The sequence below is a fragment of the Geobacillus sp. CX412 genome (assembly GCF_027942335.1).
Lineage (GTDB): Bacteria > Bacillota > Bacilli > Bacillales > Anoxybacillaceae > Parageobacillus_B > Parageobacillus_B toebii.
In genome coordinates this window covers 2,820,149-2,843,734 of the sequence record NZ_CP103461.1, presented here as the reverse complement: position 1 = coordinate 2,843,734, position 23,586 = coordinate 2,820,149, and the positions used below count along the sequence as shown (strand labels likewise).

Sequence of the window (23,586 nt, the reverse complement as noted above, 5' to 3'; positions counted from 1 at the left end):
GATGATGATTTCTGTTCAAGGCTTATATAAGCAATTTGGAGACGTAGAAGTATTAAAGGGAATCGATCTTACGGTGGAAAAAGGGAAAGTAGTGGTCATTATCGGTCCATCAGGCTCAGGGAAGACGACATTTTTGCGTTGTCTAAACGTGCTTGAGACGCCGACGAAAGGGAAAATTTCGATAGCGAATAGACAGCTCGATTTTTCGAAGCCTGTGACGAAGCGGAGATTCATGAATTTCGCCGACTGACAGGAATGGTGTTCCAAAGCTATAATTTGTTCCCCCATATGACCGCCCTTGAAAACGTCATGGAAGGACCTGTGACGGTCAAGCGCGAAAAGAAAGAGCGAGTACGCGAGAGAGCGATGGCATTGTTGGAGAAAGTGGGGCTGAAAGATAAAGCCAATCATTATCCATTTCAGCTGTCTGGAGGGCAGCAGCAGCGTGTCGCGATCGCACGGGCGCTCGCCATGGAACCGGAAGTCATGCTGTTTGACGAACCAACATCAGCGTTAGACCCGGAGCTTGTCGGTGAAGTGCTGAAAGTCATGAAAAGTTTGGCGAATGAAGGAATGACAATGATCGTCGTCACTCATGAAATGAGGTTTGCGAAAGAAGCAGCCGATGAAGTGGTTTTTATGGATGGGGGAATCATCGTGGAAAGAGGAGCACCGGAACAGCTGCTCGTTTCTCCGAAACATGAGCGCACAAAACAATTTTTACAACTCATCGAGTAACAAGATAAAGCCCCAGGCAAGACGCCTGGGGCTTAAGCCATGTATATGAAGTTTTTATTAGCGAGTGCCGAATTGGCCGCCGATTTGTTGTTGCGCCATTGCTACAAGGCGTTTTGTAATTTCGCCGCCAACAGAACCGTTAGCGCGAGAAGTTGTGTCAGGGCCAAGGTTTACACCAAATTCTTGAGCGATTTCATACTTCATTTGATCGATTGCTTGTTGCGCACCAGCGACTAGTAGTTGGTTAGAATTGTTGTTACGTGCCATTGTGGTCATCTCCTTGTTTAAAGTTTTAATGGCTGGGTTCGCTGGACTTGCACCAGCACGCATGCTGTTATAAGCATGCCGCCAAACTAGGCTGAACCCAATATATTGTTTGCTAATGGTACTAATAGTTTGAGACGTTTTTCTTTCATTATTCATTTCTTTTTTATGGTAATTTTTGACGTTTTATGGTTGAGGATATTAGGGAATATGTAAAATAAGGTATTGTTTTAGTAGGAGGAAACACCATGAACATTTGCCCGCTATGCAACGGATTACGTAATGTGGCAGTGCATTGTTCGCGCTGTCAGAAGCAAATGGTGGATCAAGGAAAAATTACGGATTATTTTGATGATTACAGCCCGTATATGGATATTGATATGATGAAATTGGTCGATGGGTATCCGAAGACATTGATTCGGCACGAATGTGTGCATCTTTTTTATTGTCTGCATTGCTGTCACGAAGAAGTGCGGTTTATTAAAGAATAGGCTCTAGCATCATCGCTAGAGCCTGTGCAATATTTTGGGGAACGATATCGTTATTTTTCATCCGCAGAACGGATTCGTTTTTCCGTTTCGATATCGAAAAAGTGTGCTTTGTTCATATCTAAGGCAAGGTCTAATTGGTGGCCTGGCTTGATTTCTGTGCGGGCGTCGATGCGTGCGACAAATTCTTGTCCATTAATATTGGAATAAATCATCGATTCTGCACCAAGCAGCTCGGCTACCTCAACGCGGGCGGTAATTTTCGTATTTGGCGATGCTTCAAGGAAGAGTGGTTCATCATGGATGTCTTCTGGGCGAATGCCTAAAATGACTTCTTTACCAATATAGCCCTGGTCACGAAGCACTTTCATTTTTCCTTCTGGAACGCTAATAGTAATATTACCAATGACAAACTTGCCATCTTGCAATGTTCCTTTTAAGAAGTTCATCGCTGGAGAGCCGATAAAGCCACCGACGAAAATATTTTCTGGTTTTTCATATACTTCTCTCGGTGTGCCAACTTGCTGGATGACACCATCTTTCATGACAACAAGCCGTGTTGCCATTGTCATCGCTTCCGTTTGATCGTGTGTGACGTAAATCGTTGTTGTTTCTAAACGCTGATGTAATTTAGCGATTTCGGAACGCATTTGCACACGAAGTTTTGCATCCAAGTTCGAAAGCGGTTCGTCCATTAGAAATACTTTTGCGTCGCGGACGATGGCGCGTCCTAATGCCACCCGTTGTCGTTGGCCGCCAGAAAGCGCTTTTGGCTTGCGATCTAAGTATTGCTCAAGGCCAAGAATGCGCGCTGCTTCGCGGACGCGGCGTTCGATTTCTGCTTTTGGGAATTTCCGTAATTTTAAGCCAAACGCCATGTTATCGTAAACGCTCATATGCGGATAAAGCGCGTAGTTTTGGAATACCATCGCAATATCGCGGTCTTTTGGCGCGACATCATTCATGCGCTTGCCGTCAATATATAAGTCGCCTTTTGAAATTTCCTCAAGACCGGCAATCATTCGCAATGTTGTCGATTTGCCGCAGCCGGATGGACCGACAAAGACGATAAATTCCTTATCTTTAATATGTAGGTTAAAATCTTTTACAGCGATTACGTTGTTATCGTAAATTTTATAAATGTGCTCTAAACGAAGCTCTGCCATATTCTCACTCCCCCTATTAGAAAACGTTTTCAACTGCTTTAAGCGTACCGAAAATAGCAGAATTCGTAAATGGACAACATGCACAAAAAAAGAGGGAGATTTCAGGCAAGATGACGAATAGACGGACTATGCGCTTGCCTCGTATGGTGATCCTGGCTTTACTGTAGTTCAATTGTCCGCATATTGCTGTAATAATATTGCTAAATACACAGCGACAGCTCCTTTAAAATGTTTAATATCGATTCCTGTTTTTTCAATAAATTTATCAATGCGATATTGTAAACTGTTGCGGTGCATATATAACTTTTTTGCCGCTAAGGAAACGTTTAGATTGCATTGAAAAAACGTTTTGATGATATGAAGTGACTCGTCATCCAATGTTTCGAGAAAAGGAAGCGACTTCTTGATCATTTCAAGTTCCGAGGAACCATGGATAAGCAATAGCGGAATCACATCTTCCATCTGATATACCGTTTGTGTTGGCATATACGTTTGTGCTAGCTGGAAACATTGTTTTTCGTGGCAAAATAATTCATAAAGATGGTCACCATATGGATGGATGTGCCCGATAAATAGATGAATGGTGATATAAAAATCGGTAGATAATGTATCAATAATTTCAGCAAACGGCAAAGGATCTAGGGTTGGTTTTTGTTTTTTTTCAATAATGACACCTCGGTAGTCGTGTTCCCAAACGATAATAATATGTTCGGAAAACAACCCGCTGATGACATCGAAAAAATCATCTTTGTTGACAACAGAACCTTTTATGAAAAAATGAATAAAGCGATAATACGGGGACTGGGAGGAAAAATGCTGCAGCAACGTTGAATCTCCATGCGTGACCCAACGATGCCACGCCATTTCTTCATCGCTAATCGTACGGCTGACATCGGGAATCGGCGTGAGAAAAATCGATAATAGCTGTTTTTCCTGTTTCGATAGACGTTGTTTGCAAATTCCGATTTTATCTCCATCTTTTGTATAAAACCATTCATATGCATCAGTGTCGGCTACTTGTTCATTAATGACGATTGCATCCTTATAGTAGGATTTTAGCTGTTTGAGCATGGCGATGTTTCCTTTCTACATCTGAATGATTCCTTTCACTTATTATACAAAAAGAAAAACCGATTTTCCCAATAAAAAGGAAAATCGGTTTTTGAATGGCTACGTTGTTTCATGAGGAGGTTCTTCTTTTGCTAAGTCGCGCGCTTCCTCGATGTTTACGGCATCACCGTGGCCATGGACATAGCCCCCTGCCAATCCCTCATTGATCATACGGTCGATATCCATATAGTGTTCATCGCGTCCTTCATATTGGGAATCTTGATAATTCCGTTTGTTTCGTTCCGTCATAATGCGTCCCTCCTTGTTTTTTGTAGTTTGTATTATAAAAGCATAGATTATTCGTATTCATCATATATATGTCAAAAAGCAGGACAAGCAAGGAGGGAACACAATGATACGCACGGTGAAACAACTGCTGTACATAACAAGAACATCAACGCAACTAGCAGAACAGATGGCAGAAATAGTGAGCGATGAAACGTGGAAACAACAATTTATTCTGTATTTAGAGGATATAACACGTCAATATAAACTATGGCAATATATTCACTATTTACTTGCCGGGGCATATGAAGAAAGCGACAGTGAAAAGATCGTAACAGCTTCGGTTTCCGAACTGTTGTATGCGCTTTGTTCCAATGAATTAAAAAAAGGAATGTTGTGTCGAAAAGCAAGTGAGATGTTATCGGGAGCTGCACAAAAAGCGGCAGATCACTCATTACAGCAGGCCATTCAATATAGCCAGCTATTTTTTACGATGATAAAAAACCAGCTAGTTCATCAAATAGGGAGATAAGCTGTTTGGCACCATGATGTTGAATGTCCGGTTCGTCGAAAATCATCGGTTTGGCGTTCAGTTCGTACATGTACAATTGTCCATCTTTGCTAAGGCCAATATCCGCGGAAAACTCGCCAATAAAACCGAAATGCTTGCTCATTTCTTTCCCGCACTCGGAAATTAGGTTACATAAAAGGGCTTCATCGATCCGATGTTTCACTTCGGAATACGGCAGAAGTTTTCCGCCGTTTAGGACGTGTGTTGTCAGTTGTTGCGCTGGCGCCATCCGCACACCAATGCCGCTGATTGCATAAGCGCCGTGGTGATAATGAACGAGAACACGCAAATCATACCGATTTCCTTTCCATGTATCAGCGTCAATTGTTTGTTGGACAATGTAGCGTTTCGATGAAAAAAGAGGAGTGAGTTCGTCAAGGGAAGTGAGTGTTTTTCGAACATTTATTTGTTCGTAAAGGATGTGTGTTTGTAAAGGAGAAGAAGTTAAGCGAAACAGCCCTTTTCCTTTTGCTCCTTCGTTTGGTTTAACGTATACACTTCCGTGTATTTGCAGCATTTTTCGTATATCGTCCGTATCATGAACTAAAAGCGTAGCTGGCAAATGCGGGCGCAATTGGTCGTTTTTTTGTAATGTCTCGTATAATTCCCACTTTGTAAAAAAGAACGATTAAAAAATGGAATGCAAAGGTTGTTTAAAAATTCGATGATTCGTTGGAATTCGTCTGTTTTTTCTTCTGATCTGCTTTTGATTCGGTTGTAAAAAACGTCGGGAAGAGGGGCGGTAACAGGCACCCACTGTCCGAGGCCGCGAACGAATACATATCCTTGAACGAATTTTTCATAGATAGAGCTAAATGGTAAAACGATAGCGATACTTCCCGCTTCTTGCAAGGAAGTGGTGATCAGCTCGATATATCGTTTTTTTCGTTTTAACAAAGCGGGAATGGAAGATTCGCTAATCATAATGCCGACAAGCGGTCCTACTTTTCCCCGCTGTTCTTTTACGTGAAACGAAAAAGACGGCAATTCGTTAGAAAAAGACAATGGATGCTGGTATCCAAAAACGTAGGTACGGCCTTCATCTTGATGAAACCATTGTTGTTTTTTTTCATTGTAGCAAATGATCGTCATGTGAATAACGCCTCTGGTTCATCAATTATTTTTTTACTTAAATAAACGGCGTACGCAAGAGAGAGCATCGCTGTTAGTTCATCATATTGCTTTAGCTTCGGATGTTTAAAAATGCATCGTCCCGGCTTCGAATTTGCTTCAAACATCCAAATCCGATATTGTTGGTCGATTCCAAGATCAAATCCGATTTCACCAATGTTCATCTGAAGCTGTTCCTCAAGACAACGGCTTAGGGTAAGAGCGGTGTCATGAAGTTGCCTTATGATATGGTTGCGAGTGCTTCGGTCTGGGAAAATTTCTTCGATCGTTTTTACGATGCCCCCATTGTTAATATGGGTCGTAACGCTTCTTTTTTCTGCGATTTTTGCAGCGATCGCGCTCACCTGCCAAACCCCTTCTTCGTTTTTATTTGTATGAACGCGAAAATCGAATTTTCTTCCGTTGACTTCCATGAGGCGAATCCCTTGTTGGATAATATATGAATCTAATTTTTTTTGTGAAAAAACGTTTTCCCACAAAGATGATAACGTTGGAAAGGTTTGCGACCGGTTAGTTCCATGTTCATCTCGAAATCGGCATTCATACTTCGTGTTTTTCTTCAAAAGATGGTAAATACCTAAACCGAGACTGCCGTTGGCGGGCTTTAAATATGCTTCGCCATAACGTTTTAAAATTGATCGGCGGTCTCGATCGTAGGATAAAAAGACGTGTTTGGAAGGTACGGCCTGGATAATGGATGTTTTTCAAGCAGACGGTATATTTCCCATTTATTAAAAAAGTTTTCGTTAAACCAAGGGATTCCGTATTCTTTTTTTAATGTTTCTTTAATTGCTTGAAATGTTTCATCGTTTTCAATTCGACGGTTTGGCAAGCGATTGTAGATAACGGTAGGAAACGGAACTTCATGCTGGACCCAACCGTTTTCTGTATAAAAATACCCCGTTATCGTTCCTTTCTCCCAATGAATATGATGAGCGCCAAAAACAAAAGCAAATCCGCCGACTTTTTTCTCTTGTGAAAGCAGTTTCGCAAAGAAAAAGCTCCGTTTTCCCACCGGACGAAGCGGCGATTTCGTAAACCCTGCGGTAAAAATGCCAATGAGCGGACCAAGATGGACGGTGTCTTCAGTGAGAAATAGATGAATATCGGCAGAAAATGGGATTTGTAAGCGTTTGGCAACATCGTTTGTGATAACGATATGTTTGTCTAAAACCGGGGACGAAACAAAGCAGCATGCGGTGGACATGCTTCCGAACGCGGCCATCGTTTGCCCGGAGAGCGAAATATCGGGCGGAAGATAAATCGTATTTTCTTCCGCCTCTTGTATCGTTAATGTATATTTCATGAGATATTCACCTCGTTTGCGAGAAACAGACAATAGCGAAGCGGTGCTTCGTAGACGTCACAGTTTTCAGGAGTGAGTGCAGTAATAATTTTTCGGCCTGGCTTCGAATTCATATCAATGATCCATACAGCGCCTTCCTCAGTAATCCCGAGATCAAGACCTAGTTCAAACAATGGGCCAAATTGCTCTTCCAAGTAGGATGGCAACACGTTTGTAATCGTTTCGATTCCATCGGTAATAAAAAGGCGTTGTGGGGAAGAAACTTGGTTGATCCATTCCGAAAAATCGAAAATGGAAGCGCCGGCACTGACGTTGGCAATCATTGTTCCAGGCTGCCCGATTCGCACCGCTCTGCCTCGTTCGCTCCATTTGCCTCGTTCGTTTTTTTGGAAGAGAAAACGGATATCGAACGGCTCGTTTTTCTTCGTCTGTAACGGCAAAAACGGCTGAATAAGGTATGAGTTGTGTTGAAGCAAATCATTAATCCACCGTTGCAAATCGTTTTCTCGTCTGATATGGGCAATTGTTTGACCACTTGCATCTAAAATATGAAGTAAGTTCTTCATTTGTTTTATGACATAAATGCCCTTGCCGCGCGAGCCGTGTTCAGGCTTGCAAATGACGGCTTTTTCTTTCTGGATCATGTGCAGTACATCCATAGCGGATTGAAGACGTTCTGTTTTGGGAATATACGGGGAAAGCAATGGATGTTCAATGACCTTCTTGTACAATTCCCATTTGCTTGGGAATCCGTGTCCTAAAAATGTAATATCTGGCCGATGTTTTAACCATTGTACGATCGGTTTGCTTTTTTTCGAGCGGTCATCCGCACGATAAAAGCAACGGTCATATAAAAAGGTGGGAATGTCAAAAGTGCTTTCTATCCATGATTGCTTGGTGTTATCAAATTGCAGGCCGCGCACTTTTTCCGTTAACGGGTCAATATCAAAAGGGGTAAAGCGGTATACGGTAATGCCATAACGATCAGCCCGCTTGGCAACTTCTGTGGAATACTTTACTTCTTGTTGATCATAGACGGTGACAAATCCAAGAGAAATCAATTTTACTCACTCCTTTTGCTCGATAAGCGATAAACAATAGTCAATAATCGCTTTAGCGGAAGGTCGAATAAGGCGATTTGACATTGCCATATCGGTCTGTTTGGATGGTTTTGTGTTTACTTCGATAATCCATGGTTTGTTTTCTTGGTCGATCGCTAAATCAATGCCGAACTCTCCATATAATCCATCGGCTTCATTTGCTAATACGGAAGCTGTTTCGAGCGCGATTTCTTTTAACAGCATTTTTTGCTGGAACGCTCTGTTTTGTTCATACCATTTCCGCAATACCTCATCTATTGAAACGATTTCCCCGCCGCGGGCAAGATTGGCGACAAATTGTTCTTGCTGGGCGACGCGTGCGATAGCGGATGTTACGCGCCATTCGCTGTCATGAATGCGGTGGCATGATAGCCGAAAATCAACGAGACGTCCTTCCATCGTCTGGAGGGCAATGCCTTGCTGAATGATGGATGCCAGCTTTATTCGTTCTTTCAAGACCGCAAACAGGGCGGAAGTAGAAGGATATTGTTGCATCGTATCTTTCATGAACGTGGAATAGTCAAGGCGAAACTCGCCTTCCGTTTTTTCAATGCGCAAAATATGGCGTCCTTGGCTGCCGTAAATTGGTTTAATAAAAACGACAGGAAATTGTTCAAGAAAGTCGTCGAGCATTTGTTTCTTTGTGAATAACTCCGTTTTTGGCAAATACGGATGCAAGTACGGATGGCTCATTAAACATTCGTGCACTTCCCATTTATGCAAAAAACGGTGATTAAACATAAGAACATGTTCATCTTTTAGCTTTTGGATAAGACGTTCAAATAAGCTGGTTAATTCTGTTTTTCGTGAATGAATGCGGTTATAGATCACTTTTGCAGGCGGTACTTCCGTTTTTGTCCATTCTCCATTGATCCACTGATAGCCAATTCGTTCATTTTCTAAATACATCGATAAAGATGTAACGTATAAAGTTAGGTGATGTTGCTTGCTATATTCCGCTAATTCCTTGCAAAATTCATGTATGGATCCGAAGTGAACATGTGAGTCCGTATGAAAAATTTCGGTCATTACGGCGATAGCTTGGGGGTGGTTCATTGTTCTCCCTCATTTGTGCTTTCGTTACACAAACTCTATTTCATATCGTATCGTATGATTTTCGCCTAATATTGGTGATTGCAAAACATACGTGAAAGGAGAGAAACATGGGATGATTTGATGGTCGGTGGAGTGACAAACACACTTGAAATCAAAATGCTGTTCCGTCCGGATTATCAAATTTTTGTTAGTCATATCGCTTTTTCTCGGCGCATACGTTATGATAGTGATACGTTACTTTTTTATAGGAGGCTTTTTTATGTCCAATCAACTCTATGTCCTTGCCGAGCAGCTGGAGCAGGCAATCCGTACAAGCAGTGATTTTCAACAATTAAAGCAGGCGTACGAAGCGGTGCGCCGCGACGAAACCGCGTATCGCCTATTTACGAATTTCCGCAATTTGCAAATGCGCCTTCATGAAAAACAGATGACTGGTGCTGAAATTTTACCGGAAGAAATCGAGCAAGCGCAAAAAGCGATGGCGCTCACCCAGCAAAACGAAAAGCTTGCCCAGCTGATGACGCTTGAACAACGAATGAGCATGGTATTATCCGATATTCAACAAATCACGATGAAACCGCTAGAGGAACTATATCGTTCATTCGCAGAATAAATGTGAACACTCGTATTGGGTGTTCTTTTTTTGTCCGTTTTATCATAGCTATGAAGTGATAGGAAGAAAAGCGGTTGCGAGCCGAAGCTAGACAGAGAAGAAAAGCGGAGGCGAGCTGCTTAACCGCGACGGGCAAATGTTCTTCGCCTGCAGGGGTGCTTGTCGCCCCGAAGGCGAAGGTTATTTGACCCCGAGCGGTTGCGAGCCGAAGCTAGACAGGGAAGAAAAGCGGAGGCGAAACAATTCAAAAAGAAAAAAACGCCGAACGCAAAGAGGGGCAAGATTCAACTTTTTCGAAAAGGGGGAGACAGCGATGTACAAATTGCTTGCTCTCAATATTGATGGAACGATTTTAAAAAACAACGGCCGCCTGCAAAGGGAAACAAAAGAAGCAGTAGAATATGTGAAACGAAAAGGAGTTTACGTGACGTTAATGACGAGCCGAAATTTGCTCGCGGCACGGAAAGTCGCAAAAGCGTTAAAATTGGATAGCGAATTGATCACGTTTCAAGGTGCAATAATCGGAAAATCACTAAAGGAAAAAATATTTGAAGCGCTTATTCCAGAAGAACGGACATTTAACATTGTGCAGGTGCTTGAAAATTACAATTGCAACATTCGATTGATGCATGAGCGCTATTCGATCGGCAATCGGAACAAAGTGCAAAAAAATTTAGTCGTAAAAACGGTGTTATCATCAGGCGATCCGTTTTTTTATCCGACGCAGTTTGTCGATTCGCTCGGCAATATATTAATGGATGAACCAGTGGCTGTTCCGAAAATCGATGTCTATTTTGCCAACGAACGAGAAAGGAATGAGGCCATGTCGGTATTAGCAAAAGCGTTCCCGACCATTGATATGATTATGCACCCAAACGAAAAGATGGAAATTGTGCCGCAGGGCGTGTCAAAACTCGCAGGATTGCAGCGCCTTGGCAATCATTTAGGGATTTCTTTAAAAGAAATGGTTGTAATCGGCGATGGTCTCGACGACATGCCAGCGATTGAAGCTGTTGGTCTAGGAGTCGCAATGGGAAATGCGCCAGTGGAAGTGAAAAAAGCAGCTGACTGGGTGACACGTTCGAACGAACAGCTCGGTGTCGCCTACATGATTAAAGAACATTTCCGCAAGCAGCTGCGACCGGAATTTCTGCGGAAATTAAAAATAAAACGATAAAAGGAAAGCTGGGATGGATGGTCCCAGCTTTTTCATTGGCGAATCTCGCTACTTGACGAGAGCGAATTGCCTTCTGTACACTTAAATAAGCTTGACTGGGAAAGGTGATGTCATTGCGCGTTCAAATTCAAGGATTACATGATGTCGAGCGGTTTCAACGTCCGTTGGAGGTAATCACAGGATTATTTTTCGAAGAATATGAGCTGGTATTTGAATCGGTTCACGACGCAGATATAGCAGTTGCGCTTTCGATAAACGGCGACAAGCGTGTTCATGTGCATGGAATATTGACGGAAAAATTAACGGGAAATAAATATGAAGCGGATCATGAAAAAGACGTATCCGGCTATCTTGAGGAGAAAGATCGTTTCAAACAAATAAAATATACGGTGTTTCATGTATATTTGACGTTATTGCAGCAATATACCGGTCTGATTCAACAATGGGGAGTGTTGACAGGAATACGTCCGGTAAAACTGTTGCATCAAAAGCTGCGTTCCGGTCTTTCAAAAGAGGAAGCGCACCGTCAGCTTCGCGATGATTATTTAGTAACAGAAGAAAAAATTGAGCTGATGCAGGAAATCGTCGACCGCCAGCTTACAGTCGTGCCAGATTTATATGACCTCGCCCATGAAGTAAGCATTTATATCGGCATTCCGTTTTGCCCGACGAAATGCGCGTATTGTACGTTTCCAGCGTATGCGATTGGCGGGCGCCAAGGTTCCGTCGATGCCTTTTTAGCTGGGTTGCATTACGAAATGCGGGAAGTCGGCCGCTTTTTAAAAGAGCGCGGCATCAACATTACGACAATTTATTACGGCGGCGGCACGCCAACAAGCATCACCGCCGAAGAAATGGACCGGCTGTATGCGGAAATGTATCAGTCGTTCCCAAATGTCGAGCGTGTCCGCGAAATCACGGTCGAGGCGGGGCGTCCGGACACGATCACACCAGAGAAACTGAATGTGCTTAAAAAGTGGAACATCGATCGCATCAGCATTAACCCACAGTCTTACATTCAGGAAACGCTAAAAGCAATCGGCCGTCACCATACGGTAGACGAAACGATTGAAAAGTTTCATCTCGCTCGCGAGATGGGCATGAACAACATTAACATGGATTTAATTATCGGGCTTCCGGGGGAAGGAACAAAAGAATTTTCCTATACATTGGCGCAAACGGAAAAACTCATGCCGGAGTCGTTAACGGTGCATACGCTTTCGTTTAAACGAGCGTCGGAAATGACAAAAAACAAAGCGAAATACAAAGTCGCCGACCGCGACGAAATCAGCGAAATGATGAAAGCGGCCCAAGAGTGGACGAAGCGGCACGGCTATGTTCCGTACTATTTGTATCGGCAAAAAAACATTCTCGGCAACCTCGAAAACGTTGGATATGCCTTGCCGGGGAAAGAAAGCATTTACAACATTATGATTATGGAAGAACAACAGTCGATTATCGGGCTTGGCTGCGGCGCGTCCAGCAAGTTTGTCGATCCGAAGACTCGAAAAATTACCCGCTTTGCCAATCCGAAAGAACCGAAGGTGTATAACGAAAATTTTGTCCATTACACGAACGAAAAACTGAAAATGCTGGAAACGTTGTTTGGATAGGGATCACAGCAGTCAACTACCCAACGGCTAAAGCCGTGGGCTTGCAACTAGCCTAATTGGCTGCCGCGTTCGGCTGGTTGACAGCAGCCCTGCGGATGTTTTCCGCAGCCACGTTGTCGGCAGGGGCAGCGTACCCACAAGCTCGACAACAAAACTGATCCCTTGACGGTCTGTTTTCTTTGGCCACATGTCCGCAAACCGGACAGGTGCGGGAAGTATTTTTTGGATGAACCAATACCACCGACACGCCAGCGATCGCCGCTTTATACTCAATAAACTTTCTCAACTGATAAAAAGACCAAGAAGAGTGTTGACGACGCTGTTGCTTTTTAACCGTTTTCTCGGTGCGTTGGCGGATGCCCTTTAAATCTTCAAGGGCAATGCCGCATCCGAGTGCCTTTGCCTTTTCAACAATCTTCTTGCTAATGCAGTGGTTCACATCACGGGCAAATAGTTTTTCCTTCTTGGAACGCTTTTTAAGCAGGCGTTTCGCTGACTTGGTGCCTTTCTTTTGGAGTTTGGCGCGAAGTTTCGCATGGCGGCGGCGCAGCCCGTTGACCTTCGAGCCGGAAAATACCTCACCGGTGCTATCGACGGCGATATTAATGATGCCAAGGTCCACACCGATAAATCCGTTTTCGGAATTGGGCTGGCCTTCGGGAACGTCCACCACGAGCAGTAAATAAAAAATACCGTTTTGAAGGACTAAATCGGCTTGACCCCGAACACGGTTGCCGCACAGCAAACCTTGATGGTAGCGGCTAATGACCATAGGGATTTCCATTCTTCCTTGCAAGGTAAGGATGGAAGCATACTCTAACCCTTTAAAGGACAGGATTCTTTCATCATACACGATGGCACCGGTTTCTTTAAAGTTATGCAAGGTTTTTTTATCCAAACGATAGCTTTCCGACACTTTGCCGATGGCACGAACGGTCATTTGGGCAGAGAGGCCAAATTTTTCCCTGACGTCATAGTAGCAAAGCCGCTGGATTTTCGTTTTGGAAAGGTTCTGGAGCGAAAAGCAATCTCGCTAATATAGTTGCATGCTTGGTTAAACCGTTTCATTGTTTCCAGCAGCGCATGAAACTGTTCAAGAGTTGGCATTAATTTAATCTTGAGAGTGCAGAGCATTCTTGATTCACCTACCTTTCTAAATCCAGTGTACTTATATTGAACGAAAAATTCAATATATACTGAAAATATAAACCCCGCCTTCCTCCCACAGCTAAAGCAGTGGGCTTCCAGCGGATGTTCTCGTGAATCCGGGCGAAAGCTCTTTTGATTCCATACGCCTCCTTCGATCCTTTGTAAGTCTTCGGTAGGTGCAAAGACTTTGTCCTCATCATGGTGAAGCTGTTCCGCCTGCTGCGTTTTATGCATATCTTTCCTTGTTTTTCCCGTCCTTTCTGTTCAAAACCCGATTGCTTTCGGCAACCGGGCTTTATTCGTGTCAACGGTGGAATAAAATCAGCTTTCCGCTTGATGTTACACAGCGGTGCGTTTTATCGTGGCAGTTATGTTCGCGCAATTTTTGTTCGCCGATTTTTTTTGCTTCTTCATCGTTCGCGGCTTCGAACGTTTCGTCCAACAGTTTTTCTCCACTTTTGTCGAATGCTGTTAATATATATGTTGGCATAGTAGTCCCCCTTTGCTGAATGGTGATTCATATTATTATTTTGCTATTTTTAAAAAAATTCCTTCTAAATGATGAAACTTTTCGCTATGATAAACGTGTATGATTTAGTGGAAATTTTATCTAAAATTGGGGGAGTGAGAATGTCGTTACAGTTAGCGCATGTGACAAAGCGGTTTGGCACAGTGACTGCGGTCAACGATGTCACGTTAACGATTCCGGAAGGAAACTTGTTCGGATTTCTTGGCGCGAACGGGGCGGGAAAGACGACAACGTTTCGCATGATTTTAGGCTTGCTGGAACCAACGGAAGGAACGATTACGTGGAATGGAGAAAAAATCGACTACTCGAAAAGCCATCTCATCGGTTATTTGCCGGAAGAGCGCGGTCTGTACCCGAAACTGAAAGTAAAAGATCAGCTTATTTATTTAGGCAGGCTGCGCGGCATGGATAAAGCAGCGATTATAAAAGAAATGGAAGCGTGGCTTGAACGGTTTAACGTGCCGGAGTACGCGGACAAGCGGGTTGAGGAACTGTCGAAAGGGAATCAGCAAAAAATTCAATTTATCGCCGCCGTGTTGCATAAGCCGAAGCTATTAATCTTAGACGAGCCGTTTAGTGGGCTCGATCCGGTCAATGTCGAGCTGTTAAAAGAAGCGGTCATCGATTTAAAAAACAATGGAACGACGATTGTCTTTTCGAGCCATCGTATGGAGCATGTCGAAGAGTTGTGCGAGCATCTTTGCATTATGCACCGCGGTCGGCCGGTCGTATACGGATCATTGAAAGAAGTGAAGCGGTCTTTTGGCAAAAAGAACATTATTATTCATGCTGATATGCCGCTTGATGAGCTGGCGGAGTTCCCAGGGGTTGTCAAAATGAAGCGGACAGCGGAAGGCGTGCATTTGCAAATCGAAAACGAAGACGTGTCGCAAAAAATTCTTTCCCATATTGCCAACAAAGGATTTATTCGCAAGTTTGCGCTAGAAGAGCCTTCGTTAAACGATATTTTCATTGAAAAAGTAGGTGCGGCGTATGAATAAGTTTTGGATTGTACTTTGGCATACGTATACGACAAAGCTGAAAGCGAAATCGTTTATCATCACAACGATTATTACGAGTCTCTTTGTCTTTGCGATGGCCAACATCCAGCATATTATTGAATTTTTTACAAAGGATGAAAAAACAACGGTGGCGGTCATCGATACAACGGGAGCGTTTTACGAACCGCTTGAGGCACAGCTAAAACAGGGAAAACACGATGATCTCAAGTTAAAGAAGGTGACCGGTCTGGAAGAAAAGGCAAAGGAGGCCGTCCGCAATGGCAAGTGGGATGCGCTCCTCGTAGTTTCCGCTGATGAGAAGCAGCTGCCGAAAGCAGCATATTACGCGAACACGATTGCCGACAACGATACGCCAAGCGAGCTTGAGCAAGCTCTCCAGCAGCTGAAAACAACGCTGGCAACAGCAAAACTCGGTCTTAAACAAGAGCAGATTGCACAGCTATATGAACCGGTTCCGTTTGAAAAAGTGGCATTGGAAAAAAACGCGAAAACGGAGGAAGAGTTGAATCAGGCGCGCGTTCTCGTTTACATGCTGCTGTTTGCGATGTACATGTTTGTTCTCATGTACGGCGGCATGATTTCCACAGAGGTGGCGACGGAAAAGTCGTCGCGCGTCATGGAAATTTTGGTATCAAGCGTTCACCCGATCCAGCAGCTGTTCGGGAAAATCCTAGGGGTTGCGCTTCTTAGCTTAACACAGTTTGCGATTTTATTTGCGGTTGGCTTCACAGCGCTGAAAAGCAGCGGGCAAGAATTGTGGAAATTTCTCGGTTTTGATCATCTTCCTGTCTCGACATTTGTGTATGCGATTATTTTCTTCCTTTTAGGCTATTTCTTATATGCGACATTATTTGCCGTGCTTGGTTCGCTCGTCAGCCGCGTGGAAGACGTACAGCAAATGATTATGCCGGTGATGATTGTTGTCATTGCTGCGTTTATGATCGCGATGTTTGGCTTAAACGCTCCAGAGTCGTCCTTTATTACGGTGACATCATTCATTCCGTTTTTCGCGCCAATGATTATGTTTTTGCGTGTTGGGTTACTGCCTGTTCCATTTTGGGAAGTGGTGCTCAGCCTTGTTTTATTAATCGCTACGATTGGCTTGCTTGCCTTTTTCGGATCGAAGGTGTATCGCGGCGGAGTGCTCATGTACGGAAAATCTGGTTCACTGAAAGATATGAAAAAAGCGGTGCAATTGACGAAAAAGTAAGGCCTTGCCTAAGGCAAGGTTTTCTTTTTGTGTTTTGCACACATGTGGTATACTTAACTATACGCAAATACGGAAACGGAGGGAAAAGGTTGGCGAAAGGAATTGTTCATTATGAGGTTGGCGAGCAAGTCGATGTGTATTTGCTCATTAAATCGGTGACAAAAGGAATCGCTAGTAACGGGAAACCGTTTTTAACATTGATTTTGCAAGACAAAACTGGAGATATTGAAGCGAAACTATGGGATGTGTCTCCGGAAGATGAAAGTGTCTACGTGCCGGAAAGCATTGTTAAAGTATTGGGCGACATTCATAATTACCGAGGCAAAATGCAGCTGAAAATCCGCTCGATTCGTCTCGCTCACGAAGGGGATGCTGTCCGTGTATCCGATTTTCTCGAGACGGCCCCAATGAAACGCGAAGACATGATGGAAAAAATTACAGAATACATATTTGCAATGCAAAATCCAAATATTCAGCGGATTACGCGCTATTTATTAAAAAAATACGAACAGAAATTTTTTGACTATCCGGCGGCGACGAAAAACCACCATGAATTTATTTCCGGATTGGCGTACCATGTCGTGTCGATGTTAGAATTGGCAAAAGCGCTTGTGAATTTATATCCGTCATTGAATAGAGATTTATTATACGCTGGCGTGATTTTACATGACCTTGGCAAGGTAATTGAGCTGTCTGGCCCAGTGTCCGCTTCGTATACGCTCGAAGGCAAGCTGCTTGGACATATTCCGATTATGGTAGGCGAAATCAGCAAAGCTGCTGAACATCTTGGCATCAGCGGCGAAGAAATCATCGTGCTGCAACATATGGTGCTTTCCCATCACGGAAAAGCGGAATGGGGCAGTCCGAAGCCGCCAATGGTGAAAGAAGCAGAAATTCTTCATTACATTGACAATTTGGATGCGAAAATGAATATGATCGACCGGGCGCTTGAAAAAGTAAAGCCGGGTGAGTTTACGGAACGAATTTATGCATTAGAGAATCGTTCATTTTATAAACCAATTTTCTCTTCTGTTTTAATGCAAGAAAGAGGGGGGACATCATAAAGCCTTCTTCCCAACGGCTAAGGCAGTGGGCTTCTTGCATTATTCATAAGCCCTGAAAGCAGCAAGCAAAGAAAAAAAAGAATAAGCATTGCACAATACGAAAGAGGCGGTATTTTCCGCCTCTTTCTTTATGCATAGATCATTGATTTTGTGCGTATAGTTTAGTAAGACAAGCCAGAAAAAGGGGGATGTTAATGCTTAGCATGCCATGGTGGATTTATTTAGTTGTTGCGGGAATTATTTTTAGCGGTTACATGGCAGTAAGAACAGCAGCGAAAGAGAGAGAAATCGATGAAGCATTTATTGAAAAAGAGGGAGAAATTTATATGGAGCGCATCCGAAAGGAGCGGGAGCGGCGCCAGCAAGCGAAGTCCTTGTAGCCAACAAGGACTTTATTTTTTGAAAAATTCCCTTTATTTTTTCGGAATTCGTGTTAGGATAATATTAACTCTCTTATTCATTAAAGAAATAAAATGGGGGATGAAAAAATGAAACGGGCGTATAATTTCAACGCGGGACCGTCAGCGTTGCCGCTTCCGGTATTAGAGCGGGCGCAAGCGGAATTGCTTAATTTTCAAAATACAGGGATGTCCGTGATGGAGCTGAGCCATCGCAGCAAAGAATACGATGCGGTGCACAACAGCGCCAAAGAGCGGCTGAAACGGCTGATGAACATTCCTGATACCCATGACGTCTTGTTTTTACAAGGCGGAGCGAGCCTGCAGTTTTCGATGGTGCCAATGAATTTGCTTGGAAAAGACCATGTCGCTAATTACGTGTTAACAGGATCGTGGTCGGAAAAAGCGCTGAAAGAGGCAAAGAAGGTTGGGAAAACTCATATCGCCGCATCAAGCAAAGAAGCGAATTATACGTACATTCCGCATCCGGAAGACATTCAGCTTTCCGAAAACGCAGCGTATTTACATATTACCTCCAACAATACGATTTTCGGCACACAATGGCATGAATTCCCGGATTTGCCAGTTGATCTTATTGCCGATATGTCGAGCGATATTTTAAGCAGGGAAATCAATGTTGGGCAATTTGCATTAATTTATGCGGGGGCGCAAAAAAATCTTGGGCCGTCCGGCGTGACGGTGGTAATTATCCGCAATGACTTATTGGAGCGCATTCCGGATAACTTGCCGACGATGCTCGATTACCGCACGTACAGCTCAAGTAATTCATTATACAATACGCCGCCAACGTTTGCGATTTATATGCTTTCTCTTGTGCTCGAATGGGTCGAGGAAGAAGGCGGTGTGAAAGCGATCGAAGCACGCAATAAAGAAAAAGCGGCTGTCGTATACGAAGCGATTGATGCAAGCAATGGGTTTTATGCCCCACATGCGGAAAAGGACAGCCGTTCGCTTATGAACGTGACATTTAGGCTGCCAAATGAAGAATTAACGAAGAAATTTTTGGCGGAGGCAAAAGAGAAAGGATTTGTTGGACTAGCCGGCCATCGTTCTGTTGGGGGCTGCCGTGCATCGATTTATAATGCCGTGCCGCTTGAAGCGTGTGAAGCGTTAGCGGAATTTATGAATGATTTCTATCGGAAATTTAACTGAAAATTTCTACTTCACTTTCATACTGCAAAGTGATATAATGGTAGAAAGATTCTCGTAATAGGTGCAAATGCACTATTAGAGGAGCTTAGGAAAGAATAGATGAGGAGAGATGAGCATGAATACGAGAGTACTAGTTTCATTGGCATTGTTAGTCGGAATTGGTGCGGTATTGCACGCGGTCATTCCAGGAATTTTCTTTGGGATGAAGCCGGACATGATGCTGACAATGATGTTTTTGGCTATTTTGTTGTTTCCGAATGTTAAAGCAGTGGGGCTTGTTGGAGTTGTGACAGGCATTATTTCCGCGATGACAACAGGATTCCCGGGGGGACAAGTTCCAAATATCATTGACAAAACGATTACCGCTTTTGTATTCTTCGCGTTTGTGTTGCTTTTGAAAAAGTATGGTCAAACGGTGATTTCTGCCGCAATATTAACAGCGGTCGGCACGATCATTTCTGGCACGATCTTTTTAACCGCTGCGCTTTTGTTGGTCGGATTGCCAGGCGGGGCAGCTTTTTCTGCTTTATTTCTGACCGTTGTATTGCCGGCGGCTGTGATTAATACGATTGTGATGGTGATTATCTATCCAATTGCCTCGTCCATTTTTAAGCGGATGAACATTACAGCGCATGCGTAACAATCGCAAAAAACCCGATCATCATCTTGGTCGGGTTTTTTGCTATCACGCTATACATATCGGAGTAGCCAAGCAGTGACAAAGCAAAAAAATGCTATTCCAATATAATTGAAAGCACGCTGTTTTAATACTATTTTTGGTGGATACATTTTCGCTTTTGTTAATGAAAAAAGAGTATTTATGAAAAGACAGAAAAATATGAAACTAATCATAAAAAAAAACGATTGCATATATATCATTGCTTTCTCCCCTATGCTTACTATATGTTGGCTAACTTACAGCTATGAACGGCGGGGAATGGTCACAAAAATAAAAAAATTAAACATTTTTATCTTTATTAATTTTTATTTTACTGGCATAATAGAAAGTAAAAAACACGGTGAGGAAAGAGTGGGTGGAACGATGAAAACGACAGAGCAAAATTATTCTATAAAAGAGGCGATGCTATTTAGCCAACGAATTGCTCAGTTAAGCAAGGCGCTTTGGAAATCGATCGAAAAAGACTGGCAGCAATGGATTAAACCATTTGACTTAAACATTAACGAACATCATATTTTATGGATTGCATATCATTTTAAAGGGGCGTCGATTTCGGAAATTGCAAAATTTGGAGTGATGCATGTATCCACAGCGTTTAATTTTTCAAAAAAATTAGAAGAGAGAGGCTTGCTTTCCTTTTCGAAAAAACAAGATGATAAACGCAATACGTACATTGAACTGACAGAAAAAGGAGAAGAAGTATTATTGAAATTAATGGAATCGTATGATCCAACGCAAAACGCGGTGTTTAACGGAGCATTGCCGCTGCGCGAGCTATATGGAAAGTTTCCAGAAATTTTAGAAATGATGTGTATCATCCGCAACATTTATGGCGATGACTTTATGGAAATTTTTGAGAGAGCGTTTGAAAACATTAAAAACGATTTCGTGGAACAAGATGGAAAACTAGTGAAACGAAACGCGAAATCGCAAGAAAAAGAAAAGGAGCTAACAAGTCAGTCTAGCTAACGGTTTTCATTAACTTTTTCAATTCCGTCATTAGGGGGACAAACATTTGCTGCTTAAGGAGAGCGTCAACTGTCTGTTCGAGCGGAAGGCTAGGATGGAGCATTCCCGCGAAATGAAGGAGAAGCGGGGTGAAAATCGTCAGCCCTTCCGCTTTTTGTTTTTCATATTCCTCGCTTAACTGTTCGCAAAGGGCAAGCACTTCATCTACTTCTTCTTTTGTTAAATTTGCTTTAATAACAAGATAATAAAACGGTTTTTTTGTTTCATCGACCATTTCCATTAACAACGATCGATGGAATTCCAATTTGGCGATTCGTTCCTCTAGTGTTCCCATATGCGCGCTCCTTTTGCCGAACATAATGGACAAGTTTTTACGTATATTTTACCTAATTTATGAAAAACAACCAATAAAAAAGTTTTTTCAGGGGAGAAGAGTTTTTCTGTAAAAATCATATTGATTTATAAAAAGAAACGTTGTAAAGTAAATGAGTAATTATGAATAGGAGGGGAAACAGGTTTGACGGTGTACTTTATACCCCTTGCTGTCATTATTTTATTTCTTATTAATCAATTAACATCTCGCCTTTGCGCGCAAAGGGAAATACCAGAAGAAAAGCAACCAAGTGTTTTTCGAACAATCAACGTTCTTATTACGATTTTATTAATTTCTTCCTATTTTGAAGTGTTATTTACATAGAAAAAAGCTGACAGCTTGTGCTGCCAGCTTTTTTGTAGATGTGTTGTAGACAAGGGGAAGGGGTTATTAGAATAAACATGAGCATCCAACAATAATTAACAAAATAAACAACACAACAATTAACGCAAAGCCTCCTGCATAAGGTGCGCCCATTGTAACACCTCCTTTCAAAAAGGAGCAATTCAGCCTCAGATGCTTCATCATCATCATATGTAAGGCAAAAACACATGTATGGGCGTATGACTAAAAGGAAAAAGTTTTTTTCTTTATGAAAAATATGTTATAGTTATTGTTGTATTTTTTTTGTCAAAAAATTGGTGTGGGAGTTGTGGAACAAATGAGAAAATGGATGATCGTTGCAGCCGTCGCCGCTGTTTTTGGGCTTTCGGCCTGCAATAACGGCGATTCTGAAGTCATTGTAAAAACAAAGGACGGCAACATCACAAAAGAAGAATTTTATAATGAAATGAAGGCCCGCGTAGGCAAGGAAGTGATTCGTGACCTTATTCATGAAAAAGTATTAAGCAAAAAATATAAAGTGACGGACAAGGAAATCGATAAAGAAATCGAGAACTTAAAAGAAATGTATGGAACGCAATATGATTTAGTCGTTCAGCAAAATGGAGAAAAAGCGATCCGGGATATGGTGAAACTGGATCTTTTGCGGCAAAAAGCAGCAATGGAAGATATAAAAGTAACGGATAAAGAGTTAAAAGACTATTATAAGAACTATAAACCGAAAATTAGAGCGAGCCACATTTTAGTAAAAGATGAAAAGACAGCAGAAGAAATTAAAACGAAGCTTGATAAAGGAGAAGACTTCGCAAAGCTTGCGAAACAATATTCACAAGATCCAGGGTCAGCACCGAATGGCGGCGATTTAGGCTGGTTTGGACCTGGAAAAATGGTGAAAGAATTTGAAGATGCGGCCTATAAGTTAAAAGTTGGACAAGTGAGCGATCCGGTGAAAACAGACTATGGCTACCATATCATCAAAGTGACGGATAAAGAGGAGAAAAAGCCGTTTAACGAAATGAAAGAGGAAATCGAATTCGAAGTAAAACAAAGCAAATTGGATCCAGCAAAAGTACAATCAAAAGTAGAAAAACTGATAAAAGATGCAAAAGTGGAGATTGAAGATAAAGATTTGCAAGATGTGTTAAAATAACGGTCAAAAACAAAAGGAAGCGGGTAAGAATCGCTTCCTTTTGTTTATTCCAATCCTTTTTGAATTGTTGCGGCAATGGTTTGTAAATCGTCAAACGTATAATCGCTTGCATGGGATTTCCATACAGCGCCAAATCCATCTCCTTTGCCGTAACGAGGGATTAAGTGAACATGATAATGAAAGACAGTTTGCCCTGCTTGTTCACCGTTATTGTTTAGTAAATTTAAGCCGGCTGGGGAAAATTGTTTTTTGATCGCGTTTGCGATTTTTGGAACAACGGTAAAGACGTGGCTTGCAACATCTGGAGTGAGTTCAAAAATGTTTTCTTTATGTACTTTTGGAATGACAAGCGTATGCCCTTTCGTTACTTGGCTGATGTCGAGAAAAGCCAATACATGTTCATCTTCATACACTTTTGCCGCTGGGATGTCTCCGTTTACAATTTTGCAAAAAATGCATTCACTCACTAGAAAAAGCCACCTTTCCTATTTTTTCTTCCATTTTACCATAAAAAGAGCAGGATGTAATCTTGTATTGATTACATCCTGCTTTAGTGAAAAGGGGAGAGGGTTTATTCAAACAAAATGGCGTTTGATGAACACCCCATTTGCAAAAAAAGTTGTTAAAGAGTGAGTTTTCCTTTGTTCAAGATGACCATCCCCTTTAAGCTCTTACATAGAGGTTCGTTGCTTCATAGCAATGGAACGATGGTCTTGTCTTTCACAAACACCTCATTTACTTAAGGAGTTTCGCGCTTCCTCACTGCATTACAATGGTGTTACTTCGACAAGTGTGTCTTTCGTGAACACCTCATTTCCAAGTGGATGATTCATCATTTGCGCTGTTCCTCATCCCCTCTTCGCTATTTATCATGCCCGAGAAAAAAGGATGTATGCAAAAAGGAGAGAGATAATTTTTGGAAAGTATTTGTTGCTTTGATAAAATGAAAATGTAATCCGTAATTTATGAA

The 23,586-nt window shown here is 42.4% G+C and carries 27 protein-coding genes and 3 pseudogenes; 15 read left to right on the top strand and 15 right to left on the bottom strand.

Features of this window, described 5'->3' with window-relative positions:
* Positions 1–4: 4 nt before the first annotated feature.
* Positions 5–738, top strand: a pseudogene (locus tag NXM86_RS14810) (amino acid ABC transporter ATP-binding protein).
* A gap of 57 nt (positions 739–795) precedes the next feature.
* Here NXM86_RS14810 and NXM86_RS14805 read toward each other — a convergent pair.
* Positions 796–1,005: an alpha/beta-type small acid-soluble spore protein gene (locus tag NXM86_RS14805; protein ID WP_062679188.1), complete on the bottom strand. Its 210-nt coding sequence runs from the start codon at positions 1,003–1,005 to the stop codon at positions 796–798.
* 245 nt (positions 1,006–1,250) lie between these two features.
* Here NXM86_RS14805 and NXM86_RS14800 point away from each other — a divergent pair, with 245 nt between their 5' ends.
* A complete protein-coding gene (locus tag NXM86_RS14800; RefSeq protein WP_062753933.1) occupies positions 1,251–1,493 on the top strand; it encodes a hypothetical protein in 243 nt (80 codons plus the stop codon).
* Between the two features lie 50 nt (positions 1,494–1,543).
* Here NXM86_RS14800 and NXM86_RS14795 read toward each other — a convergent pair whose 3' ends face one another.
* From NXM86_RS14795 to NXM86_RS14785, 3 genes are all read right to left on the bottom strand, one after another.
* The gene (locus NXM86_RS14795; protein WP_062753931.1) at positions 1,544–2,656 is read right to left on the bottom strand and encodes an ABC transporter ATP-binding protein; all 1,113 of its coding nucleotides are present in this window, start codon (positions 2,654–2,656) and stop codon (positions 1,544–1,546) included.
* 168 nt (positions 2,657–2,824) lie between these two features.
* Positions 2,825–3,727: a PucR family transcriptional regulator gene (locus NXM86_RS14790; RefSeq protein WP_081188650.1), complete on the bottom strand. Its 903-nt coding sequence runs from the start codon at positions 3,725–3,727 to the stop codon at positions 2,825–2,827.
* Between the two features lie 99 nt (positions 3,728–3,826).
* Positions 3,827–4,015, bottom strand: a complete 189-nt coding sequence (locus NXM86_RS14785; protein ID WP_012749319.1) for a hypothetical protein — start codon at positions 4,013–4,015, stop codon at positions 3,827–3,829.
* A 103-nt stretch (positions 4,016–4,118) separates the two neighbouring features.
* On the opposite strand from NXM86_RS14785, the gene NXM86_RS14780 reads away from it, so the two are divergent.
* Positions 4,119–4,523 carry a hypothetical protein gene (locus NXM86_RS14780; protein ID WP_012749320.1) on the top strand — a complete coding sequence of 135 codons (405 nt, stop codon included), beginning with the start codon at positions 4,119–4,121 and terminating at the stop codon, positions 4,521–4,523.
* On the opposite strand, the gene NXM86_RS14775 is transcribed toward NXM86_RS14780, so the two are convergent.
* From NXM86_RS14775 to NXM86_RS14755, 5 genes and pseudogenes are all read right to left on the bottom strand, one after another.
* Positions 4,480–5,136 carry a YheC/YheD family protein gene (locus NXM86_RS14775; protein WP_498958227.1) on the bottom strand — a complete coding sequence of 219 codons (657 nt, stop codon included), beginning with the start codon at positions 5,134–5,136 and terminating at the stop codon, positions 4,480–4,482. The two genes, NXM86_RS14780 and NXM86_RS14775, sit on opposite strands and share 44 nt — an antisense overlap.
* A complete protein-coding gene (locus tag NXM86_RS14770; RefSeq protein ID WP_498958226.1) occupies positions 5,106–5,654 on the bottom strand; it encodes a hypothetical protein in 549 nt (182 codons plus the stop codon). Before NXM86_RS14770 ends, NXM86_RS14775 begins: the two co-directional genes overlap by 31 nt.
* A pseudogene (locus tag NXM86_RS14765) lies at positions 5,651–6,900 on the bottom strand (YheC/YheD family endospore coat-associated protein). Before NXM86_RS14765 ends, NXM86_RS14770 begins: the two are co-directional and overlap by 4 nt.
* Positions 6,901–6,995: 95 nt before the next feature.
* The gene (locus tag NXM86_RS14760; protein WP_012749323.1) at positions 6,996–8,060 is read right to left on the bottom strand and encodes a YheC/YheD family endospore coat-associated protein; all 1,065 of its coding nucleotides are present in this window, start codon (positions 8,058–8,060) and stop codon (positions 6,996–6,998) included.
* 6 nt (positions 8,061–8,066) lie between these two features.
* The gene (locus NXM86_RS14755; RefSeq protein ID WP_309218822.1) at positions 8,067–9,155 is read right to left on the bottom strand and encodes a YheC/YheD family endospore coat-associated protein; all 1,089 of its coding nucleotides are present in this window, start codon (positions 9,153–9,155) and stop codon (positions 8,067–8,069) included.
* Positions 9,156–9,414: 259 nt separating this feature from the next.
* Between NXM86_RS14755 and NXM86_RS14750 the strand changes: the two genes are divergently transcribed.
* The 3 genes from NXM86_RS14750 to NXM86_RS14740 all read left to right on the top strand — a co-directional run bounded on the left by NXM86_RS14750 (position 9,415) and on the right by NXM86_RS14740 (position 12,558).
* The gene (locus tag NXM86_RS14750) at positions 9,415–9,768 is read left to right on the top strand and encodes a YlbF/YmcA family competence regulator (protein WP_012749325.1); all 354 of its coding nucleotides are present in this window, start codon (positions 9,415–9,417) and stop codon (positions 9,766–9,768) included.
* 313 nt (positions 9,769–10,081) lie between these two features.
* The gene (locus NXM86_RS14745) at positions 10,082–10,945 is read left to right on the top strand and encodes a Cof-type HAD-IIB family hydrolase (protein WP_012749326.1); all 864 of its coding nucleotides are present in this window, start codon (positions 10,082–10,084) and stop codon (positions 10,943–10,945) included.
* A gap of 107 nt (positions 10,946–11,052) precedes the next feature.
* Positions 11,053–12,558 carry a coproporphyrinogen III oxidase gene (locus tag NXM86_RS14740; protein ID WP_012749327.1) on the top strand — a complete coding sequence of 502 codons (1,506 nt, stop codon included), beginning with the start codon at positions 11,053–11,055 and terminating at the stop codon, positions 12,556–12,558.
* A gap of 52 nt (positions 12,559–12,610) precedes the next feature.
* Here NXM86_RS14740 and NXM86_RS14735 read toward each other — a convergent pair.
* Together NXM86_RS14735 and NXM86_RS14730 are read right to left on the bottom strand one after the other, a co-directional pair.
* Positions 12,611–13,692: pseudogene (locus tag NXM86_RS14735) on the bottom strand (RNA-guided endonuclease InsQ/TnpB family protein).
* A gap of 319 nt (positions 13,693–14,011) precedes the next feature.
* The gene (locus NXM86_RS14730) at positions 14,012–14,197 is read right to left on the bottom strand and encodes a YhzD family protein (protein ID WP_012749328.1); all 186 of its coding nucleotides are present in this window, start codon (positions 14,195–14,197) and stop codon (positions 14,012–14,014) included.
* 140 nt (positions 14,198–14,337) lie between these two features.
* On the opposite strand from NXM86_RS14730, the gene NXM86_RS14725 reads away from it, so the two are divergent.
* The 6 genes from NXM86_RS14725 (at position 14,338) to NXM86_RS14700 (ending at position 19,743) form a co-directional block, all read left to right on the top strand.
* The gene (locus NXM86_RS14725) at positions 14,338–15,237 is read left to right on the top strand and encodes an ABC transporter ATP-binding protein (RefSeq protein WP_012749329.1); all 900 of its coding nucleotides are present in this window, start codon (positions 14,338–14,340) and stop codon (positions 15,235–15,237) included.
* Positions 15,230–16,468 (top strand): ABC transporter permease, encoded by a 1,239-nt coding sequence (locus tag NXM86_RS14720; protein WP_498958224.1) that lies wholly within the window; start codon positions 15,230–15,232, stop codon positions 16,466–16,468. The genes NXM86_RS14725 and NXM86_RS14720 overlap by 8 nt, the downstream gene beginning before the upstream one ends.
* Positions 16,469–16,557: 89 nt before the next feature.
* Positions 16,558–17,532 carry a 3'-5' exoribonuclease YhaM gene (yhaM, locus tag NXM86_RS14715; protein WP_062753915.1) on the top strand — a complete coding sequence of 325 codons (975 nt, stop codon included), beginning with the start codon at positions 16,558–16,560 and terminating at the stop codon, positions 17,530–17,532.
* 194 nt (positions 17,533–17,726) lie between these two features.
* The gene (locus NXM86_RS14710) at positions 17,727–17,912 is read left to right on the top strand and encodes a sporulation YhaL family protein (RefSeq protein ID WP_012749332.1); all 186 of its coding nucleotides are present in this window, start codon (positions 17,727–17,729) and stop codon (positions 17,910–17,912) included.
* 108 nt (positions 17,913–18,020) lie between these two features.
* Positions 18,021–19,103 carry a 3-phosphoserine/phosphohydroxythreonine transaminase gene (serC, locus tag NXM86_RS14705; RefSeq protein WP_012749333.1) on the top strand — a complete coding sequence of 361 codons (1,083 nt, stop codon included), beginning with the start codon at positions 18,021–18,023 and terminating at the stop codon, positions 19,101–19,103.
* Between the two features lie 115 nt (positions 19,104–19,218).
* Positions 19,219–19,743: a tryptophan transporter gene (locus NXM86_RS14700; protein WP_012749334.1), complete on the top strand. Its 525-nt coding sequence runs from the start codon at positions 19,219–19,221 to the stop codon at positions 19,741–19,743.
* Between the two features lie 50 nt (positions 19,744–19,793).
* Here NXM86_RS14700 and yhzF read toward each other — a convergent pair whose 3' ends face one another.
* The gene (gene yhzF / locus NXM86_RS14695) at positions 19,794–19,955 is read right to left on the bottom strand and encodes a membrane protein YhzF (RefSeq protein WP_482812007.1); all 162 of its coding nucleotides are present in this window, start codon (positions 19,953–19,955) and stop codon (positions 19,794–19,796) included.
* 190 nt (positions 19,956–20,145) lie between these two features.
* Between yhzF and NXM86_RS14690 the strand changes: the two genes are divergently transcribed.
* Positions 20,146–20,751 (top strand): HTH-type transcriptional regulator Hpr, encoded by a 606-nt coding sequence (locus NXM86_RS14690; protein WP_012749335.1) that lies wholly within the window; start codon positions 20,146–20,148, stop codon positions 20,749–20,751.
* Here the strand turns inward: NXM86_RS14690 and NXM86_RS14685 are convergent.
* Positions 20,744–21,085 (bottom strand): YhaI family protein, encoded by a 342-nt coding sequence (locus NXM86_RS14685; protein ID WP_012749336.1) that lies wholly within the window; start codon positions 21,083–21,085, stop codon positions 20,744–20,746. The genes NXM86_RS14690 and NXM86_RS14685 overlap by 8 nt on opposite strands.
* A gap of 183 nt (positions 21,086–21,268) precedes the next feature.
* Here NXM86_RS14685 and NXM86_RS14680 point away from each other — a divergent pair, with 183 nt between their 5' ends.
* Positions 21,269–21,448 (top strand): hypothetical protein, encoded by a 180-nt coding sequence (locus NXM86_RS14680; RefSeq protein WP_012749337.1) that lies wholly within the window; start codon positions 21,269–21,271, stop codon positions 21,446–21,448.
* Between the two features lie 66 nt (positions 21,449–21,514).
* On the opposite strand, the gene NXM86_RS14675 is transcribed toward NXM86_RS14680, so the two are convergent.
* The gene (locus tag NXM86_RS14675) at positions 21,515–21,601 is read right to left on the bottom strand and encodes a YjcZ family sporulation protein (RefSeq protein ID WP_073967926.1); all 87 of its coding nucleotides are present in this window, start codon (positions 21,599–21,601) and stop codon (positions 21,515–21,517) included.
* A 184-nt stretch (positions 21,602–21,785) separates the two neighbouring features.
* On the opposite strand from NXM86_RS14675, the gene NXM86_RS14670 reads away from it, so the two are divergent.
* On the top strand, positions 21,786–22,616 hold the full coding sequence (locus NXM86_RS14670) for a peptidylprolyl isomerase (protein ID WP_498958222.1): 831 nt from the start codon (positions 21,786–21,788) through the stop codon (positions 22,614–22,616).
* Positions 22,617–22,660: 44 nt separating this feature from the next.
* Here the strand turns inward: NXM86_RS14670 and NXM86_RS14665 are convergent, their stop codons facing one another.
* A complete protein-coding gene (locus NXM86_RS14665; RefSeq protein ID WP_012749339.1) occupies positions 22,661–23,083 on the bottom strand; it encodes an HIT family protein in 423 nt (140 codons plus the stop codon).
* Positions 23,084–23,586: the final 503 nt, after the last annotated feature.

Coding starts and splice junctions, on each gene's coding strand:
- NXM86_RS14800 (WP_062753933.1), top strand. CDS start 1,251: ATGAACATTTGCCCGCTATGCAACGGATTACGTAATGTGGCAGTGCAT.
- NXM86_RS14780 (WP_012749320.1), top strand. CDS start 4,119: ATGATACGCACGGTGAAACAACTGCTGTACATAACAAGAACATCAACG.
- NXM86_RS14710 (WP_012749332.1), top strand. CDS start 17,727: ATGCTTAGCATGCCATGGTGGATTTATTTAGTTGTTGCGGGAATTATT.
- NXM86_RS14700 (WP_012749334.1), top strand. CDS start 19,219: ATGAATACGAGAGTACTAGTTTCATTGGCATTGTTAGTCGGAATTGGT.
- NXM86_RS14685 (WP_012749336.1), bottom strand. CDS start 21,085: ATGGGAACACTAGAGGAACGAATCGCCAAATTGGAATTCCATCGATCG.
- NXM86_RS14670 (WP_498958222.1), top strand. CDS start 21,786: ATGAGAAAATGGATGATCGTTGCAGCCGTCGCCGCTGTTTTTGGGCTT.
- NXM86_RS14755 (WP_309218822.1), bottom strand. CDS start 9,155: ATGAACCACCCCCAAGCTATCGCCGTAATGACCGAAATTTTTCATACG.
- NXM86_RS14790 (WP_081188650.1), bottom strand. CDS start 3,727: ATGCTCAAACAGCTAAAATCCTACTATAAGGATGCAATCGTCATTAAT.
- NXM86_RS14690 (WP_012749335.1), top strand. CDS start 20,146: ATGAAAACGACAGAGCAAAATTATTCTATAAAAGAGGCGATGCTATTT.
- NXM86_RS14675 (WP_073967926.1), bottom strand. CDS start 21,601: ATGGGCGCACCTTATGCAGGAGGCTTTGCGTTAATTGTTGTGTTGTTT.
- NXM86_RS14725 (WP_012749329.1), top strand. CDS start 14,338: ATGTCGTTACAGTTAGCGCATGTGACAAAGCGGTTTGGCACAGTGACT.
- NXM86_RS14740 (WP_012749327.1), top strand. CDS start 11,053: ATGTCATTGCGCGTTCAAATTCAAGGATTACATGATGTCGAGCGGTTT.
- NXM86_RS14745 (WP_012749326.1), top strand. CDS start 10,082: ATGTACAAATTGCTTGCTCTCAATATTGATGGAACGATTTTAAAAAAC.
- NXM86_RS14720 (WP_498958224.1), top strand. CDS start 15,230: ATGAATAAGTTTTGGATTGTACTTTGGCATACGTATACGACAAAGCTG.
- serC (WP_012749333.1), top strand. CDS start 18,021: ATGAAACGGGCGTATAATTTCAACGCGGGACCGTCAGCGTTGCCGCTT.
- NXM86_RS14795 (WP_062753931.1), bottom strand. CDS start 2,656: ATGGCAGAGCTTCGTTTAGAGCACATTTATAAAATTTACGATAACAAC.
- NXM86_RS14785 (WP_012749319.1), bottom strand. CDS start 4,015: ATGACGGAACGAAACAAACGGAATTATCAAGATTCCCAATATGAAGGA.
- yhzF (WP_482812007.1), bottom strand. CDS start 19,955: ATGATTAGTTTCATATTTTTCTGTCTTTTCATAAATACTCTTTTTTCA.
- NXM86_RS14750 (WP_012749325.1), top strand. CDS start 9,415: ATGTCCAATCAACTCTATGTCCTTGCCGAGCAGCTGGAGCAGGCAATC.
- NXM86_RS14730 (WP_012749328.1), bottom strand. CDS start 14,197: ATGCCAACATATATATTAACAGCATTCGACAAAAGTGGAGAAAAACTG.
- NXM86_RS14805 (WP_062679188.1), bottom strand. CDS start 1,005: ATGGCACGTAACAACAATTCTAACCAACTACTAGTCGCTGGTGCGCAA.
- NXM86_RS14770 (WP_498958226.1), bottom strand. CDS start 5,654: ATGACGATCATTTGCTACAATGAAAAAAAACAACAATGGTTTCATCAA.